Origin of the sequence: Thalassotalea sp. ND16A (genome assembly GCF_000764205.1) — a bacterium.
In the GTDB taxonomy this organism is placed as follows: domain Bacteria; phylum Pseudomonadota; class Gammaproteobacteria; order Enterobacterales; family Alteromonadaceae; genus Thalassotalea_A.
Window position 1 is genome coordinate 1 of record NZ_JQDZ01000013.1, and the last position, 17,856, is coordinate 17,856.

18 protein-coding genes are annotated in these 17,856 nt (G+C 43.9%); 4 read left to right on the plus strand and 14 right to left on the minus strand.

Annotated elements, in window-relative coordinates; all coding sequences use genetic code 11:
- Nucleotides 1-92 precede the first annotated feature (92 nt).
- From ND16A_RS21210 to ND16A_RS15955, 6 genes are all read right to left on the minus strand, one after another.
- On the minus strand, nt 93-236 hold the full coding sequence (locus tag ND16A_RS21210) for a hypothetical protein (RefSeq protein ID WP_160173476.1): 144 nt from the start codon (nt 234-236) through the stop codon (nt 93-95).
- 231 nt (nt 237-467) lie between these two features.
- A complete protein-coding gene (locus ND16A_RS15975) occupies nt 468-653 on the minus strand; it encodes a hypothetical protein (protein WP_033076230.1) in 186 nt (61 codons plus the stop codon).
- A gap of 321 nt (nt 654-974) precedes the next feature.
- Nucleotides 975-1,838: a YicC/YloC family endoribonuclease gene (locus tag ND16A_RS15970; RefSeq protein ID WP_033076231.1), complete on the minus strand. Its 864-nt coding sequence runs from the start codon at nt 1,836-1,838 to the stop codon at nt 975-977.
- Between the two features lie 189 nt (nt 1,839-2,027).
- Complete coding sequence (locus ND16A_RS15965) at nt 2,028-3,803, minus strand: GMC family oxidoreductase (protein ID WP_081945445.1); 1,776 nt, start codon at nt 3,801-3,803, stop codon at nt 2,028-2,030.
- Nucleotides 3,803-4,483, minus strand: a complete 681-nt coding sequence (locus ND16A_RS15960; protein ID WP_052072837.1) for a gluconate 2-dehydrogenase subunit 3 family protein — start codon at nt 4,481-4,483, stop codon at nt 3,803-3,805. Before ND16A_RS15960 ends, ND16A_RS15965 begins: the two co-directional genes overlap by 1 nt.
- A 2-nt stretch (nt 4,484-4,485) precedes the next feature.
- Entirely contained in the window at nt 4,486-5,073 is a 588-nt protein-coding gene (locus ND16A_RS15955) for a thioredoxin family protein (RefSeq protein WP_081945446.1), read from the minus strand.
- 195 nt (nt 5,074-5,268) lie between these two features.
- Between ND16A_RS15955 and rph the strand changes: the two genes are divergently transcribed.
- A complete protein-coding gene (gene rph, locus ND16A_RS15950; protein ID WP_033076232.1) occupies nt 5,269-5,982 on the plus strand; it encodes a ribonuclease PH in 714 nt (237 codons plus the stop codon).
- Nucleotides 5,983-6,013: 31 nt separating this feature from the next.
- Nucleotides 6,014-6,655, plus strand: coding sequence for an orotate phosphoribosyltransferase (gene pyrE, locus ND16A_RS15945; RefSeq protein ID WP_033076233.1), 642 nt, complete (start codon nt 6,014-6,016; stop codon nt 6,653-6,655).
- Between the two features lie 126 nt (nt 6,656-6,781).
- On the opposite strand, the gene ND16A_RS15940 is transcribed toward pyrE, so the two are convergent.
- The 4 genes from ND16A_RS15940 to bioH all read right to left on the minus strand — a co-directional run bounded on the left by ND16A_RS15940 (nt 6,782) and on the right by bioH (nt 9,705).
- The gene (locus ND16A_RS15940) at nt 6,782-7,192 is read right to left on the minus strand and encodes a VanZ family protein (protein ID WP_033076234.1); all 411 of its coding nucleotides are present in this window, start codon (nt 7,190-7,192) and stop codon (nt 6,782-6,784) included.
- Between the two features lie 91 nt (nt 7,193-7,283).
- The gene (locus ND16A_RS15935; protein WP_033076235.1) at nt 7,284-7,613 is read right to left on the minus strand and encodes a DUF4144 family protein; all 330 of its coding nucleotides are present in this window, start codon (nt 7,611-7,613) and stop codon (nt 7,284-7,286) included.
- A 6-nt stretch (nt 7,614-7,619) separates the two neighbouring features.
- Nucleotides 7,620-8,768, minus strand: coding sequence for a mechanosensitive ion channel family protein (locus ND16A_RS15930; protein WP_052072838.1), 1,149 nt, complete (start codon nt 8,766-8,768; stop codon nt 7,620-7,622).
- 151 nt (nt 8,769-8,919) lie between these two features.
- A complete protein-coding gene (gene bioH / locus ND16A_RS15925; RefSeq protein WP_235281961.1) occupies nt 8,920-9,705 on the minus strand; it encodes a pimeloyl-ACP methyl ester esterase BioH in 786 nt (261 codons plus the stop codon).
- Nucleotides 9,706-9,780: 75 nt separating this feature from the next.
- Here bioH and ND16A_RS0118725 point away from each other — a divergent pair, with 75 nt between their 5' ends.
- On the plus strand, nt 9,781-10,530 hold the full coding sequence (locus ND16A_RS0118725) for a ComF family protein (protein WP_052072839.1): 750 nt from the start codon (nt 9,781-9,783) through the stop codon (nt 10,528-10,530).
- Nucleotides 10,531-10,728: 198 nt separating this feature from the next.
- On the opposite strand, the gene ND16A_RS15920 is transcribed toward ND16A_RS0118725, so the two are convergent.
- Nucleotides 10,729-13,287, minus strand: coding sequence for a M14 family metallopeptidase (locus ND16A_RS15920; protein ID WP_052072840.1), 2,559 nt, complete (start codon nt 13,285-13,287; stop codon nt 10,729-10,731).
- Between the two features lie 294 nt (nt 13,288-13,581).
- On the opposite strand from ND16A_RS15920, the gene nfuA reads away from it, so the two are divergent.
- Nucleotides 13,582-14,160, plus strand: coding sequence for a Fe-S biogenesis protein NfuA (gene nfuA / locus ND16A_RS15915; RefSeq protein WP_033076237.1), 579 nt, complete (start codon nt 13,582-13,584; stop codon nt 14,158-14,160).
- Between the two features lie 214 nt (nt 14,161-14,374).
- On the opposite strand, the gene ND16A_RS15910 is transcribed toward nfuA, so the two are convergent.
- The 3 genes from ND16A_RS15910 to dinF are packed head-to-tail and all read right to left on the minus strand — an operon-like array spanning nt 14,375 to nt 17,755.
- Nucleotides 14,375-15,079: a glutathione S-transferase family protein gene (locus ND16A_RS15910; RefSeq protein ID WP_052072841.1), complete on the minus strand. Its 705-nt coding sequence runs from the start codon at nt 15,077-15,079 to the stop codon at nt 14,375-14,377.
- A gap of 45 nt (nt 15,080-15,124) precedes the next feature.
- Nucleotides 15,125-16,372 carry an MFS transporter gene (locus ND16A_RS15905; RefSeq protein ID WP_052072842.1) on the minus strand — a complete coding sequence of 416 codons (1,248 nt, stop codon included), beginning with the start codon at nt 16,370-16,372 and terminating at the stop codon, nt 15,125-15,127.
- Between the two features lie 48 nt (nt 16,373-16,420).
- Entirely contained in the window at nt 16,421-17,755 is a 1,335-nt protein-coding gene (gene dinF / locus ND16A_RS15900) for an MATE family efflux transporter DinF (RefSeq protein WP_033076238.1), read from the minus strand.
- Nucleotides 17,756-17,856: the final 101 nt, after the last annotated feature.

The window sequence follows — 17,856 nt, forward strand, 5'->3', positions numbered from 1 at the left end:
AGCCACAGATTACATTCTTATCTGGATTATAAAAGTCCAAATAACTTTGAAGCTGGCAATGATAGTTTAGGATTTGATTTGAAATTGGTTGCTTAACTGGGGTGTGTGAAATTAGTTGACCAGGTCACTGCTCCTTTTTCATTGTTCTTACCTCCTTGATGCTTATTTTTAAGATAAGTTGATGCTTTAACTCCAAACTTACTTTCAACCTCCTTTAAAATACCACACTGATTCATTCGTAAATTCCTATCTAATTATAAAAAATAAAGCATACATAAATATATGATGTCTAATAATTTTATTACAAGGTTTGTCCATTCAGCCTTTTAACTTTTTTTATTCAGAATATAAACCGAAATTTTTTAACACTTTGATAGACTATCATTATGATATTTTTAACCAAACTGACTTCTTAATAATCTTTCCTAATTTCTATAATTGTTCGGGGCTAGCTGTTTATCCAAAATTTAGCTATCAGCCAACTTCAACAAACCAAACACCAACCTCGAAAAGCCAGTAGCTTTATCGGGATTAGATAATAGCTGCATCATCTGATTTTCGTGAGCTTCACCACTGTCCTTAATTGCATCCATTAATGCCTTAGTGAAATCACCTAGCATTGCTTGCTCAGAGTGGTTGTAGTGGTATAACAAATTTGGCCACCTAAGTAGAGGTTGTTACAATACTTTGATTGGCAATCCGTAAATTCAATCCATTACCTATTACATACCTGCCATGTTCACCAAGTTTAATTAATAATTTATCTGTTTGTCGTTCATTTGGTTACAGTTTCAATAGGTTAGTTGTAACGTGGTGACATATAACTATGGAAATAGATCAAATGAGTAAGCTATAAAATTAATGACAGGCCCTTTATGTCACTACTTTTTTGAACAAAAGAAATCATATCGAAAACCAATAGAAATAAAACCGCTAAGTTAGCGGTTTTATTGATCATTTTAACTGGTGAAACACTACTCAATATTTTGGATCTGCTCACGCATCTGCTCAATTAACACCTTAAGTTCAACTGCGGCAGCAGTGATGTCGGTGTTGATAGATTTTGAACCTAAGGTGTTCGCTTCACGGTTAAATTCTTGCATCATGAAATCTAATCTGCGGCCTTGTGGGCCACCTTTTTTCAAGGTCTTGTTGGTTTCTTTTACGTGGCTGAACAGGCGATCAATTTCTTCATCTACGTCCATTTTTTGTGCCAGTAATACCAGTTCTTGTTCAAGGCGAGTCGAATCTGGGTCGATGCCGGCGTCTATAAATTTTTCAATAATGCGTTCACGTTGCCACAAAATGATTTCTGGCATGTGTGCTTTTACGGCTTCGGCTTGCGCGGTAATACCATCCAGGCGTTGCTGGATTACTTCGGCCATGTTCGCACCTTCGCTGGCACGGGCGGCTTTAAAGTCTTTTAATGCTTGATCAAAACCGGCTAACAGTTCTGCCGATACGGTATCCATGTCGGCTTCTTCTGCTTCCATTACGCCAGGCCATTTCATAATATCAACCGGGCTAAGTTTGCCGTCACCTGCTTTGTTGATCACCCAGTTGGCACTTTCGATCAGTTGCTCGGCGAGTTTTTGATTGATGGTTAAGTTGCTTTTGGCGGCCGGGTTGGCGTTAAAGCGCAGGTTACATTCTACTTTACCGCGGTTTAATTGCTTGCGAAAACGCTCACGCAATACCGGCTCTAAGCCACGAAATTGCTCTGGCATGCGAAAATAGGTTTCAAGAAAGCGTTGGTTTACCGAGCGGATTTCCCAAACGGCGTTACCCCAGTCACCTTTCACCTCGATGCGGGCGAAAGCAGTCATGCTATGGATCATAATAATTACCTGTAGTTTGATATTAAATCGATTAAATAAGGCAATCAGCACTGTTTAAATTGTATGGTGCCAATTGGTAACAGAATTATGCACTACAGATGGGGAACGGGCAATGTGTGACAGAGAGAAAGGTAAGAAACCGCTCATCAATTGCTTAATGAGCGGTATTGTATCTAAAGTTGAGGAAATTTAAGCGAGTTCTAACCGTTGCTTGATTTTATCGGCAACTCGAAACGAATTGGCGTAGATGGTATATGTATAAGGCACACTGCCGCCAGTGGGCATAAACGAGCCATCGGTCACGTATAGGTTATCGACATCATGGGCTTTGCAGTTTCTGTCTAACACGGAAGTTTTCGGATCATCACCGAAGCGACAACCGCCAGCTTGTAGGTTGGCGGGAGGGTATGAACTCACCGAGGAACTGACATTGGTGGCGCCCATGGCTGTTAATAGCGTTTCTGCTTTTTCGGTTAAATACTCGCCGACTTTTAAATCGTGCTGGTGGGCGCCAATTCTCACTTTCGCCACCGGGTCGCCCCATTTATCCGTTGTATCGGTGTCTAAACTGACAAAACAATCGTCGGTTGGCAGCCAGTCGTTGAACACTTCAAAGCGCAGGGTTTTGCCAAAATTAAAGGCGTACTGCAAATTCGTTTTTAACTGTTCGCCCCAGACTAAATTGTCGTCGCTGTCCCACTTTTCACCGCTGGCTTTGGCGATCGCGTTTTGATGAAAGAGAAAATCTATGGTGCCGCCTTTGGCCGGTTTGCCAAAGCTTTTGTCGTCTATTTTGTACCAGTCTTGCAGGGCGCGGTTGATAAACGGGCCGACAACCCGAAGTTGTTGTTCTTGTTCGTCGCTTAATTGCTCAAACAAAAAATCGCCCTGGCCATTGCCGCCGGCGGAAAAGATCACATTCTTGCCTACCTGATCTTGATTATTGGCTAATCCTTGCGGATGCTTTGGCCCGGTTGAGGCCAGTAACAATCTTGACGTTTCAATCGCCTGACAAGCGATGACGAAAATTTTTGCCTGCACTCGGTGTTTGCGGTTTTGTTTGTCGTAATACCAAATGCCGCTCACTTCGCCTTGGTCATCCGATTCTATTTTATACACTTTGGCGTGTGGTTTTATGGTGCAATTGCCCGATGCAACCGCATGGTTTAACAGTGCCGCTCGACCACTGCCTTTGGCGCCCGATGAGCAACCATAACTGGAACAGTAACCGGAATACTCACAGCTTTGTCGGCCCATGGCAGGTTGTGATAACACCGCCCTTGGCACCGGAAACGAGTGATAACCAATATCGCTTGCGGCTTTGTCTATCCAGGCCGAAATAGGGTGCTCAGCCGTAGGCGGGAAAGGGTAGTCGCTTTTGTGTGGCTCTAAGTAAGGGTGCTGTACCACTTTGCCAGATACGCCTACTTCATTATCGACTTTGTCATAATACGGCTCTAGCTCCTCGTAACTGATCGGCCAGTCGGCAATGTTGGCGCCTTTGATCTCGCCAAATTCGGATTTCAAGCGAAAATCCATCGGCTTTAACCGGTGGAAATAGCCACTCATTAAATTTGACGAGCCACCCACCATGTTGCCGTTCCAAAAATCCCAGCCCGATTCACTGGTGGCTTCGCCTTGCCAGTAACTTTTACCTTCATCGGTTTCATATTCTTCTTCAATGACGTGTTGTTCGTCTTTGAGCTCGGGCGAATAAGTAGTGCGGCGACAACAGGCCATTTCGTCTTTATAAAAATCTTCCTCGGTGAGCCACGGGCCTTTCTCTAGCACTAGTACTTTTGCACCGGCTTTCGCTAAGGTATAGGCCACAGGTGATGCCCCTGCGCCACTGCCAACTATGCAAACATCGTATTTGGGCGGGTGTTTGCGAATGGTGTCGTTGGGGTTAAAGTTTTTCAACTTTTCTTCGTTGTTTTTTATAACTTTGTCATTTTCTCTAGGCATTACAGTGCTTTCCCTGGCGGTTTAGTGGTAGCGGAACCGCTAGCAAGGTTGTCATCGATATTTTTGATGCTGATGGGTTGTGCCTCTTTTGCTGCATACGCGGGCAGTTCATAATAGCGTTTGCCTTCTTTGGGCAGTGGGAAGCCGGGTTTATGTTTAAGCCATTGCCAGCCAATGCCTTTGGGGTTGCCGCCGTAGGCCGGTGGCGCCAGCATGGCTTCAAACAAATAGCTTAATAAGGTACTGAGCCAATTTTCACCGGCACGCGACTGACTGATGGCGCGTAATGACGATTCTTTATCACTTGTGCTTAATTGCGCGAACGGTTGTTGAAATTGTTTGTTGGTATAACCGTTGAGCCAACCGACACCGTTGGTGATAAATTCTTTTTCATCCTGGTCAATGGGGTATTGTTTGATCACGTTATACAGATAATGAATGGCTTGCAGTTCTTTTGCGCCTGGCCCTGTCTTGGAGCTTGGCAGCAAGTGCTCTAGCGTGGCATTTAACGTTAACCATGGCTCTTGCGTTACATCGGCAACTTCAATGCTGGCAAAAGTTGCCAGCGGCACTGTGGTTAAGGCGCTCGCCATGGCGGCCGATTTGAGAAAGTTTCGGCGCGACAGACGTTGCTGTAAACATTGCGGTGTGCGGTAATCTTGATCGAAAAACGAATCCATAACTATCCCTGTTCTTTGCTGGTATTGGTGCTGGTATTGCTGTTAGCAGAGTTGCCGGTTATTTCATCTTTTATGGCGAGGTTTTGCGCATTGTTCTTGGCGGCCCACAGCGCAATAAATTCTAACCAGGCGGTTCTGGAATAGGTACCCGCTCTATCACCGCTATTTAAAAACTCGGCGGTATCTTTTGATAAGATCATTTTGCCTTTGCCGGTGGCTACATACATGTGCGGGTAACCCAATACCGGCGGTAAGCTTTTCATAAAATCGCTGTTTTCATTGCTGTCACTGACACTGACTTTTAACAACACAAAATTGGCATGCAATTGTTGATACACATCCGGGTTTTTCGCCAAAAACGCATCAATTTTGTGGCACCAGGTACACCAGTTACCGCCAATTTCGATTAATACATTGCGGTTGGTTTGCTTGGCTAAGGTGATTGCCGCTGCTGCGTCTTTAAAAGGGTCCCGTTGCTCGTCGTAAATTTTGCTGTATAACGGCAGGTCGTTGCCGGCAAAAGCGAGGCTGCTGGCCAATAATAGCGATAACAGCAGGGTATTTAACCAGGCCACAATAGATATTTTCATCGTAACTTTTCTTAACTCAATTAATACTTATCAAACATGACCTTGTTAGTATTAACTATATTTCATTTAGTTTCATCAGCTGTGTTCACTTACTTAGGTGTACTGAACAAGAAAACAGCTATAAAAATTGCCGATAAGCCTTTATAATGCGCAGCAATTAATAAATCCCAATTATCTCAATATTTAGGAATGTCTATGCGTCCAAGTGGCAGAACTGCTGGTCAAATACGCCCAGTAACCATTACCCGTCAATTCACCGCTCACGCTGAAGGTTCAGTGTTAATTGAATTTGGCGATACCAAAGTAATTTGTACCGCTAGTGCCGAAGAAGGTGTACCACGCTTTTTAAAAGGCCAGGGCAAAGGATGGATCACTGCCGAATACGGAATGTTACCGCGCTCAACTCATACTCGCATGCGTCGTGAAGCGGCTAGTGGCAAGCAAAGTGGCCGAACCTTAGAAATTTCACGGTTAATAGCTCGTGCCTTACGTGCTGCGGTTGACTTATCTGCGCTGGGTGAAAACACTATCGTTGTTGATTGTGATGTGATCCAGGCCGATGGTGGTACTCGTACTGCCTCTATTACCGGTGCTTGTGTGGCATTAGTCGACGCGTTAGATTATTTGCGTGCCAAAGGCGCGTTAAAAACTAACCCGCTTAAACATATGATTGCTGCCGTATCGGTGGGAATTTATCAAGGTACGCCAGTTGCCGATTTAGATTACCCGGAAGACAGCGCTGCTGAAACTGACATGAATGTAGTCATGACAGATACCGGCAAACTGATTGAAGTGCAGGGTACTGCCGAAGAAGCGCCATTTAGTTTTGAAGAAATGCAAGACATGATGCAATTGGCCAAAGCTGGTATTAATGAATTGTTTGATGCGCAAAAAGCGGCGTTAAGCTAAGCATTCAAGACAAAGTTTATAGGAAAGTATAATGAAAGATTATCAACGCGAATTTATTGAATTTGCCCTAGCGAAACAAGTATTAAGGTTTGGTGAGTTTACCTTAAAGTCTGGCCGTACCAGCCCTTACTTTTTTAATGCTGGCTTGTTCAATACCGGCAGAGATCTGGCTCGTTTAGGTCGTTTTTATGCGGCGGCATTGGCTGACTCTGATATCGACTTTGATTTACTGTTTGGCCCGGCGTATAAAGGTATTCCAATTGCGACTACCACAGCCGTAGCATTGGCAGATCATTACGATATGGATATGCCATATTGTTTTAACCGTAAAGAAGCAAAAACTCATGGTGAAGGTGGTTCACTGGTTGGTTCAGCGCTTGAAGGTAAAATCATGCTGGTGGACGATGTGATCACCGCAGGTACAGCCATTCGTGAGTCGATGGAAATCATCAAGGCGCATGGCGCTGAGCTGTCTGGGGTATTAATTGCACTGGACCGTCAGGAAAAAGGCCAGGGTGAATTATCGGCGATTCAAGAAGTTGAACGTGACTTTAATACCGCGGTAATTGCTATAGTTAGCTTAGGCGATGTGATTACTTACTTAGCCGACAAGCCAGAAATGCAGCAGCATTTAGAAAGTGTGAAAGCCTATCGCGAGCAATACGGGATCTAATGTCAGTTAGAAAGTTAGAAAGTTCTATAAAGGGGTCGTGCAGCTTTTGTTGTTACGGCCTTTTTTGTTTTATGATGGCCAGGAATTAGGAATTAGGAATTAGGAATTAGGAATTAGGAATTAGGACTAAGACCTAACTAATAATCGTTGGTTGTAACGGCTGCTGTATTTTCCCAGGTAAAGGGAGAACAGGGTAAACACCGTGATGCCGGTTAAGTTTGCCGCCATATCGTAAAGGCTGAAGGTTCTGGTGGCGATGAACATTTGGCTGAACTCTTCCATGGTACTAAACAGTAATACCAACGCGGTACCGTATTGGCTGAACACTTTACCTATTAATGATCTGAACTTAAAAGTCCTGAAGCGAAAGGCAAAGTTGGCAAAAAAAGCTAAGCTGCCATACATACAAATATGACCAACTTTATCGCCATTAGGAATTGCGTGTCTAATATCCAGCACAAAGCTATGCTGACCAGTATTGGTCATGAATAAAACCAGGCATAAAAATGCAAAAAATAATACTGCGATAAACTTCATTTTTGAGCATGCCTTACTGCGAATACTTCGATGGAAGCGTTTAAATAAACCGTTTTTGTTTGTCGGTGCTATGTTAACACTTGCTGATTTATTAGTCAGCTAACTCTTTCACTAGTTCAATCGCTTGCGCCGTGGTTTGACAAAAAATTTTTTCAATACAACATTGCTGGCTAATGGCCGCATGGGCGCGTACCAATTCCAATATATTATCGACACTGGCTATCGCCAGGTGTTGCTCCGCATTGATATTTTGTTGTAGCACCGATAACGAAAAGACTTTACCGCTGGCATCAATTAACACGTCACGTTCGGTGAAGATATACAGCAACATCTCTTCATCATTTTGCCACTGCGTTTGTGACTCAATATAAATGAGCTCGTCTTCACCGTCGTGTTTTATTAGCGCTGGCCAGGTTACCATTCGCGCTTACCCGGCCGATTTATCTTGGGCAAGGTTTAACTTGCCATCATCGTCAATGTTTGCCGCCGGTGGTGACATTGTTGCGGGAAATTCTTTAATGTAGACATCTTGTTTGGCGTAAGGGATCTCAATATTGTGGTCGGCGAATTTCTTATAAATTGCGCTATTTAGCTGATGTAAAATTCGACCGCGTAAGGCCGGTTCGGTGATCCAGCCCATCAGTTCAAAATCTAAACTTGAGCCGCCAAAGGTACGAAAGCGCACCACAGGGTCAGGGTAAGAACAAATAGCTTCATTGTTGTGCGCCACTTCCAGCAATACTTTTTCAACCAAATCGATGTCGGTGCCATAGGCTGCGCCAACTTGTGCCCGAATTCGATACTTAGTGCTTGGGCCACCCGATTCGTTGATCACTTTGGTATTGCCCATTACCGAGTTTGGTACGGTAACTTCAATATTGTCGCGGGTAAGAATACGTGTGCTGCGCAAGCCTATATGAGTCACTTCGCCGCGTTCGGCCGTTTCTAGCACGATGTAATCGCCAATTTTATAGGGCGCATCGGCCATAATAAACACCCCGGAAAATAGATTGGCCAGGGTATCTTTGGCGGCAAAACCCACGGCGATACCGACAATACCGGCAGAGGCCAGCCAGGCCGACATATCGATATCCCAAGAGGAGAATATGTAGTATACCGACAGCGCGAGAATTAAAATTAACGCCAAATTTTCAAACAGTGGCAAGGTTTGATTGTGCAATAAGTGAAAATGCTTTTCGTTTATTGCCATGCGTTTTAAGATAATTTTGGTAATGCGCAAACCAAATAATGTCCACAGCACCAATAAGAAGGTAAACAGTGCCGGGAATAATACTGAGGTTACCGATTCGGGTAACTTGATCACACTGCTGGCAATAGTCAAACCAAACACCAAAATGGAATAAAACATCGGTTTATGCAGCAATTCAACCAGTTTGTCATCAAAGTCAGCATTGGTTTTGGTGGTTAATTTACGCACCCAGGCCATGATCACTTTATCTAAGATCCAGGCGAATATTAACGACGCCAGAATGATCACTGCCGCATGCAAAACTGGGTTATCGCCGATATAACTTAAATAATGCTTTAATTCTGCTTTCCAGCTCGCGTCTTCCATTGTGTTTCTCTTTAGTTAAATGCTAACTTGCCTATTTTATTAAGTGCCAGGCGAAAAGTGAGTCATTTTTGTGTTCATTTATAGTGTATGCTCAAACACGTAATATTGAACATATGCTGACAAAATAAAGGCAATACTTTCAATGCCTTGTTCAATAGTGATCGATATTACCACTAATCCAATCGGTTAACACGGTGTAAAATTCATCGCTGTGGCTGATAAAGGGAGCGTGCGAGGCGCGATGAAAGGTATAACTGTCGCTATCTGGCAGCAATTTATCCATTTGTCCGATCATCGCTTTCGGTACTAAGGCATCGAGTCGACCGTACATTCTTAGCATCGGCTGTGTTAAGGCCAAAATCTTGGCGCGCAAATCCACCGTTTCCAACAGTGATAATGACTGATCTAAGGTTGTTGTTGTCGGCTCAGGGTAGTGTTTTATTAACGCTTTAATTTGCTTGATATCCTGGCGGATATGCTCAGAGCCCATCGCTTGAATTTTCAGGAATGCGTCAATGGTTTTATGCGCATCTATGCTCAGTTGCTGATGGAATGACTGTAACAGTTCGGCCTTTATGCCCGGCCAGTTGGGTTGTTCAACAAAGAAAGGTGAACTGGTAATGGTGACCAAAGCGCTGATGTTTTCAGGATAATGTAAGGCGATGTTGGTGGCCACCAAGCCACCCAGCGACCAACCAATAATAATGCTTGGTTGGTTAATCGTAACAAGGCATTGCGCCACCATGGCGCTGATATTATCTAACGAGTAATCATCTACCTGCAACTGACTGTTTTGACCAAAGCCGGGTAAATCTATGGTGGTCACTCGATAATGCTTGGCCAGTTTTTCGGCGAGCGGAGTGAAAATGGCACTGTTCAGGCCCCAGCCATGAAGAAATACCAATGAAAAGCCGCTACCTTGGGTGTGAAATTGCAATTGTTTTGCCATGCTTATTAATGATTGTGATTATTGGACTACATAGTCATTAATTTTAAGCAAAGGAAGGCGCTAATGGAAATCATCAATTCAACTATTCGTAGTTTTTTTCAATATTTTGGCTCGTGGTTGGTTAAATGTCTGTTAAAGCCGAGAAAATTCATCCAAATTTGCGATTTGTGCCTGCAACCCTCAGATAATCACTCGCTGTTATGTCGCACTTGCCAGCAAGACCTGGCAACCTTTAATTTAACGCTGGTAAAAGGAAATTTATTGAATCACCCTAAAATTGCCCGGCATTTGCCGCAAATTCATTTTCAGCAGTTAATTTGTTTAGCCCCTTATCAGTGGCCCTTTGCCAGTTGGGTACAACAACTCAAATACCAACAGCGTTTTGAAATTGGGCAATTATTGGCAAAACTACTGGTTGCGCAAATCACACATCATCAATTAGAACAGCAATTGCCGACATTATTATTGCCGGTGCCGATTCACCCACAGCGGTTAAGAGAGCGGCAGTACAATCAGGCCGCCTTGATTGCTAAGGAACTGGAACGGCACTTGCCATGTGCATACGATGAAAGCTTGATCATCAGGCAAAGCAAAACTGAGCAACAAGTCGGACAAAGTGGCGCTCAACGACGGCGAAATTTGCACGGCGCGTTTTGCTTAGTGAAACCGTGCCATTTACCCGCTCACGTTGGCATTGTTGACGATGTGTTAACCACGGGAGCGACGGTGAGTGAGATGGCAAAATTGTTAACTCAACACGGGGTGAAAAAAATTACCGTGTTGAGTGTCTGTTTGACCCTGCCCAATGATTGATACCAATCCGTATAATGATCTGGTCATTGAGTAACTCATATAAACAACATATGAGTTCCCCTTCGGGAATGTATATAAAGCTTGATAACTTCCTGAAATTTCAAAAAGATATGAATAACGATCTATTCAAAATTTCAGTTGTTCTAAAGCTTTCTATATCATTCTCAATTGCTCACTTCATTACGCGAACTGGTATGACTATTGGTCTTCGGTGCTCACGCTAAATGCTTTGGAGAAGAATAACGCATTGGCGACAATTTTCGAGGTGCCTTGCCAGTAACCGCGAAACACTAAGTTATTGGTACTGGCTATCACTCTGCCGTTACCGACATTATGGGCAATAATGGCGGCATTGCCGGCAACCTTATCGGTCATTTCTGGCGCCGCATAGCCACTTAATAGTGGTTCGCTGTCATATCTGGCCACGGTAACAAACGGTTTGGAAGGTTGCTCAATAATCACCGTACTGTTTTTAAATACCGGCAGTTTCTTGTCGTGATAGCCATAAGTTAACGGATGGCTTAAATCGATATTGGTGGAAAATATCGTGCCGGCAATGCGCTTTTGTGCGGCCAGGTCGGCTTTATTCTCATAGGTTAAATTGGCGCTATTGAATAAGCGATTAATTTCATTTTTAGAAGTGAAGCTGGCATTCAGTAAGTTTCTTGCGGCTAAATAACGCGTTGCCCCTTTTTGCGCATAAATGGTGCCACCGGCTTCAATCCAGGTCTTTAGCTTTTTACTGGTGCCATCGGGCATGTTTTTATACTCGCCATCAACCATGATGATATGGGTGTAGGCGGAGAAATCCACTGTGCTTAAGCGAAACGTATCAATAACGGATAACGGAATGCCTAAAGTGTCATCAAGGTAATACAGCATGTGGCCGGCTTCGTATTGCGATACCCCGTGACCAGCAATCATCATCGCTTTGATTGGCTTTAATGGTCTTAACGATGGGCTGCCGATATCGACACCTTTAATCGATAACCCGGTGTTGATAGCAACCAGTTCGATGGCGTTGTCTTTTTGGATATTGGTAAGGGTTTCTAACCAGTTGCTGCTGGTTTGTAAGCCCTGTGGAATGACGATACTCCCGGCGGCAAAGCCTTGTTGCTGTTCACCCTGGTTCAGCGAAAAACCCTTGGTGGCGACCTTTGCCACTATGCCTTGGTTTAACAGCGTATTTAACATTTTGGGGGCGTTATAGTTATCCCAGGAAAACGCATAGGCGTATGCCGCTGTCGTTGGGCTTGCCACTGCTATTCCGGTTGGTTGCCAAGGGGATGTCGACACACTTAAACCTCGGCTGGTTTCAACCCGTACCGATTTAATGTTGTAGGCCAGGGGTAAGGTCCAGCCAGAGACATCATAAAAGGTATTGTCTTTAAATGTGGTGACTCGCTCAAAAATGGTTTTTATCAACCGGTATTGCTGTTGTTTTAACGGAATAAAATAACTGCTGCCCTGATCATAGTTTTGATGTTCGCCACGATAGGTTTTGGTTAACGGATAACTTTCAATTTGATGACGATCGAGTAAGGTTAAAAAATCGCGCAAACGCTGGCTGTCATGATCTTCATTGATCAAATAACCGGCATAATCTTCTTTGCCGGCCAACTTGTTGATGCCGGCGTAGAAGTCATGTCTAAATTGGTGTAATTTTTGTTTGTTTTCCAGCGCCGCGGTGAGCGTCGAAAACGAGGTTAACAGATGATTTTTTACGCCAAAAGCTAAGGTGACATCACCATTATCGCTGTGTTGCACGTAGCCACGCGAACTTGCCTGTTCAAATAAAATGCCAACGCTGCCATTAATATCAGGATAAGTTGAGCCTTTGCCGTAGTAAAAATCATCAAAGCCTTCTTTGGAATAGTACAGGCGGTTATCACTGTCTAGCGCTTTGGCATGGTAGTTGGCAAATAATTCGGTTAACTCAATGTTTTTTGCAGGCGTTAGTGGGTTATTGCGCGACGGTACGCCAGGCTGGAAAAAGTAACTGCTATCTTTGCCCATTTCATGGAAATCGGCTAACACATTAGGTTTATAGTGATGAAAATTACGCACCCGATTTCTACTTTCTATTTGGGTGAGTGGTAACCAGTCACGATTTAAATCAAACATGTAATGATTGGTACGCCCAGACGGCCATTGAAATTGATGCTCGCGGTGATTCGGGTCATTGTTGTAACTTTTATTACGGTTGCCATTGGCGTAAGTGGTAAACCTGTCCATACCATCTGGGTTCATGCTAGGTTCAATCACAATGATCAAGTTGTCTAATAAGCGGTTAATGTCGTTATTGATCGCTGCCGCCAGTTGGTAGGCCACCAAAATTGAGGCATTTGCCCCTGAAATTTCATTGCCGTGAATACTGTAACCTAACCAGATCACCGCCGGCGCACCTTCTTCCTGCTTAGTGTTGGTGCGTCGGTCGGCGAGAATTTGTTCTAAGTTCTCCAGGTTTTTGACACTACTGATAGTGGCAATAACTTGCTTGCGGTGTTCATTGCTCAAACCTATCTCTTTCAAGACGACATTATCGCTTGCCGCGGCCAGTTGTTGAAAATAGCTGATTAACTGGTCATGACGCACATGCCGGTCGCCGACGTTAAAACCTAATACTGATTCAGGAGTTGGGATGGTCGATCGATAAGTGCCATTTTCGGGGAAAAAGTACTCTAGTGGTTCCGCTTGTACAAAGGCACTGCTAACTAACCAGGTTAGCAATAAGGCTTTTATCAGGTTCAACAACACAGACTCCTTAAAAGTGGGTAAAATTTTTTGTTGAAATAAAATTATAGCCTTTTTAACAGCTTAACAAGCAATTACCTAGTATATTTGCTAACTTTTCTGTGCTTTATTTAAATTGTTATAAATTTAACCATAACAAAACTGGCTCTTAGCCTTGGAGAATAGTATTATAGCCACATACCTGAGTAAATTAGTCGGGTATGTGGCATGTTAGGTACAAGGTACAAGGCATAAGATACAAAAGATAAGGTAGCAAGTTGCTATCCGGCAAAATCGTTAGTGTGAAGTGAGACAAACATGATCAAAATTTCTGAAACTGCCCAAGAGCATTTCGTTAAGTTATTATCGCAACAAGCCGAAGGCACTGCTATTCGGGTGTTTGTGGTAAACCCGGGCACTGCACAAGCCGAGTGTGGCGTTTCTTACTGCCCGCCAGAAGCGGTAGAACCTGACGACATTCGCATTGAATTTAATGGTTTTGCTGGCTTGGTGGATAAAGACAGTGAACGCTTTTTAGTGGACGCCGAAGTTGATTTTGTTACCGACCAAATGGGCTCACAATTAACCTTGAAAGCGCCAAACGCCAAATTAAGCAAAGTAAACGATGATGCACCGTTATTTGAACGAGTGAATTACTTCATTCAGTCGGAAGTAAACCCAAGCCTTGCCGGCCACGGTGGCGAATGTCAGTTAATGGAAATCACCGAAGACGGTTATGCGGTGTTACAATTCGGCGGTGGCTGTAATGGTTGTAGCCAAATTGATTTAACCGTGAAAGATGGTGTTGAGAAACAACTTATCGCCATTATGGGCGGTGAAATCAAAGGTGTTCGCGATGCTACCGAACATCAACGTGGTGAGCATTCTTACTACTAAAAGAACCATTGGAAATTCAATAAAAAAGACATCCAGGTGATGTCTTTTTTTTTGGCCAGGGATTGGCCTATCTGCCGTGGATACATGGAGTATGGAGCGGCGTGGCACAAGGAAGTGCTTATCCTCCCGGGCCATGGACCACGCCATCACATCCGGTGATCGTGGCATTCATTACTTCCTTGTAAATCATGGTGGATAGGGAGGGTTGCAGGGATCAGCCAGAGAAATTACTTTTCACCGCGGCGTCTTTATCAGGCTTTAAATTGAACTGTTTGGCATCGCTGAAGGCTTTGATAAATGCCGGACGTTTTGTCACCCTTGATAAATATTGGCTAAACACCTCATGCTGACAAAGGCCGTACATTTTCGCCCACATAATATTGTGGGTAATGATGATATCGGCGGCACAAAATTGCTCGGAGCAAATATAATCATGCTTGCTCAATCTGTCGATCAGCTGTGGTTCTACTTCAGTGGTAAACTTTTCACGATAACGCTCAACGGTTTTCTCATCGCGCTCGTTTTTCGCTAAGATATCTTGATGAATACGGATTTGCCAAAGCATCATGTCCATCCATGAGCTGGCAAAGTACAGCATCTGTAAATAATCGGCACGTTCAATACCTGCGCTATCCGCTTTCGGTGCCAGATTTGCGTCACCAAAGCTGTCGGCAAATAGGGTCACCATGGCACCACTTTCTAACATAGTAGTGGTGTCACCATTGTCCAGAGTGATCTCCAGCATAGGTACGTTGTGATTTGGGTTCATTGCCAAATATTCGGCGCTGTATTGCTTGCCTTCATATAAAGGCACAATTTCAACGTCAAAATTATCGCCTATGGTTTCATGCAACACCCATTTTACCCGCGCACTGCGGGTGGCGGGGTAATGATATAACTTAATTTTACGAAACTGCATGTTCATCCTTTGTTATTTGGTCAACCTGGACTCAGATTGATGAGTTTAATGACTTTGACTGCGATTACGGTAATGCCAAATACAGACAACAAGCATAATGGCAATAAAAGGCATGCTGCTATACATGAGTACGTTCCAGCTGCTTTTGAATAAAATCCAGCCAGCCAACAGCGAGGCAAAGCCTTGCACCACAAAAATGGCAAAATCATTTACTGCCTGTACTTTAAAGCGTTCACCGGCGTGATAACTTTCGGGCAATAACACGGTGCCGGTAATGAACAGAAAATTCCAGCCAATACCCAACAACACTAATGCCCACCAGTAATGCACCACTTGCTGGCCAGTTAAGGCAATGACGGCAACTACAGCAAACATCAAGGTACCCACCAATAACACATTGGCACTGTGAAAACGTTTGATCAATATGCCGGTAAATAAAGAAGGGAGAAACATGGCGGCAATGTGGCTTTGGATCACCCATTTGGTGTCTGCTAATGAATGACCATTCATTTCGTGCATACTCAATGGCGTTGCCGTCATGATAAAACTCATTAAGCCATAACCAATGGCAGCGGAAAATAAGGCGATAATAAAGATCGGCTGTTTGATGATGACAGTTAACGGCCTAACTTGGCTTTCATTGACATTGTCTTCACTCATTTGCGGGTTGCTAAACAGTTGAAACACTAGCCAAGACAAGATAACCACTAACGCCAGGGCGAGAAATGAACCGGCATAGCCATGTGGTGAATCGATCCAGTCTTTGCCTAAGAAGGCGATTTCAGGGCCAATCATGGCGGCAAAAATGCCGGACAACATCAGCGCAGAAAGGACTTTTGCCGCTTGCTCTTTATTGACACTTTCAATCGCGGCAAAGCGCATTTGCTGAGCAAAGGCTAAACTGCCACCAAGCAAGAAGGCGGCAACTAACAATAGGTAAAAGTGGGCAATAATGGCCGCATACATGGCTAACAACGTACCGGTTAAGGCCAGCACGAAACCTAAGTTGGTTGCCATTTTACGGCCATACTTTCTCGACAATCCGGCCACTAAAAAAGTAGAGGTGGCAATACCTATTATTAAGATGGTTAACGGTAGAGTCGCTAAACTCGGATCTGGTGCAATTTTACTGGCGAGCAAGCCGCCAACAAAGGTAATGGTCGGTGAAATGCATATCAGCATTGGCATACAAAAAAATAACACGGCAATATTGCGATGAAATTTTAATACTTTGCTGAGGATGAATAGCGCAAAAAGCATGGCTGCTATTACAACAAATAAGGTGGTCAGCACTTAGTTTCCTTCATTAATCCGGTTGTCCATTTTTGCCCGTTGATTAGTTTAGCAAAAGCTGTTTTTGTGGCGCTGGTAATGCCAATACAGGGTTAAGCCGCGGACAACCATGAACAGACTAAATGCTGCCCATAAACCGTGATTACCAAACCCTTGCAATACTAACCAGCACGGAAAGAAGCAGGCAAAAGTGGAAATAACCATCGAATTTCGCATGGTTGCACCTTGCGTTAATCCTATATATACACCATCAAACAAATAACACCAACAGGCAAGTACAGGTAGAACGATGATCCAGGGTAAAAATTCCCGGGCAAAGGCGATAACTTCAGGTATGTCGGTCAGCGCCATGATCAATTGCAAGCCGAACAGATAGAAAAACAGGCTGTAGATAAGGGCAAATATTACGTTGTATTTTAACGCAATGGCGACCGCAAGTTGCAGCGCAGGCTGGTCTTTAGCGCCTTTAGCCCGGCCCACACGTGCTTCTGCGCCATAGGCAATGCCATCGAGTCCAAAGGAGATCAGTAACAGAAAATTCAACAAAATGGCGTTGGCGGCAACCACTGTATCCCCGAGTCTTGCACCCTGGAAAGTGATAAAGACAAAGCAAATTTCTAAACACAAAGTTCTGATCACTATGTCTCGATTGAGCTTTAAATATGGGCTTAAGTCGGCCTTATCGAGTAACGACTGCTTTATTGATGCCAGGGTATTGAGCAAGTCTTTCGGCTTGATGTTCAGGGTTTTGCTAATTAAATATAAGCCCAATACGCAGCTGGAATATTCGGCGATTAAAGTGGCCAGTGCAACGCCCATCACCTGCCAGTTAAACACTAACACAAACAATAGATCTAAAATGACATTCACCAGGTTGGTGACAATTAATAGCCACATCGCATATTTGGCTTTGTGCATGCCTAACAACCAGCCCAGTATTACCAAATTCGCCAGCGCCGCAGGTATGCCCCAAACTCTTATGGTACTGTACTGCCTGGCAAAGAACTGTACTTGTTCACTGCCCCCCGATAACCATAGAGCAGAATTAATATAGGGGACTTGCAAGAGGATAATGATAATGCCGATCAACAGTGCTACCAGTAAGCCACGCACTAACACCAGTAAAATTTGCTGTTGATCCCTGCTGCCATAGGCTTGCGCCGACAAGCCAGAAGTAGACATGCGTAAAAAACCACAAAACCAGGTGATAAAGGTAATAATCATCGAGCCGACCGCAGTGGCTCCCAGATAATAGGCCTCTGGCAAATGACCAATAACACCGGTATCCACTAAGCCCAGTAATGGCACCGTGATATTGGAGAGGATCATCGGAATGGCTAACGCAAATAGCGCTTTGCGTTCGGTTAATGCATGTTGTGTCAAAAAAACACCTTATTAATTCGCATGATAATTGGCACCGGCTATCATAGCAATTTGATTAAGTATGTGATCTACTTTTTCATGATGTGAAACGGATAAATTCT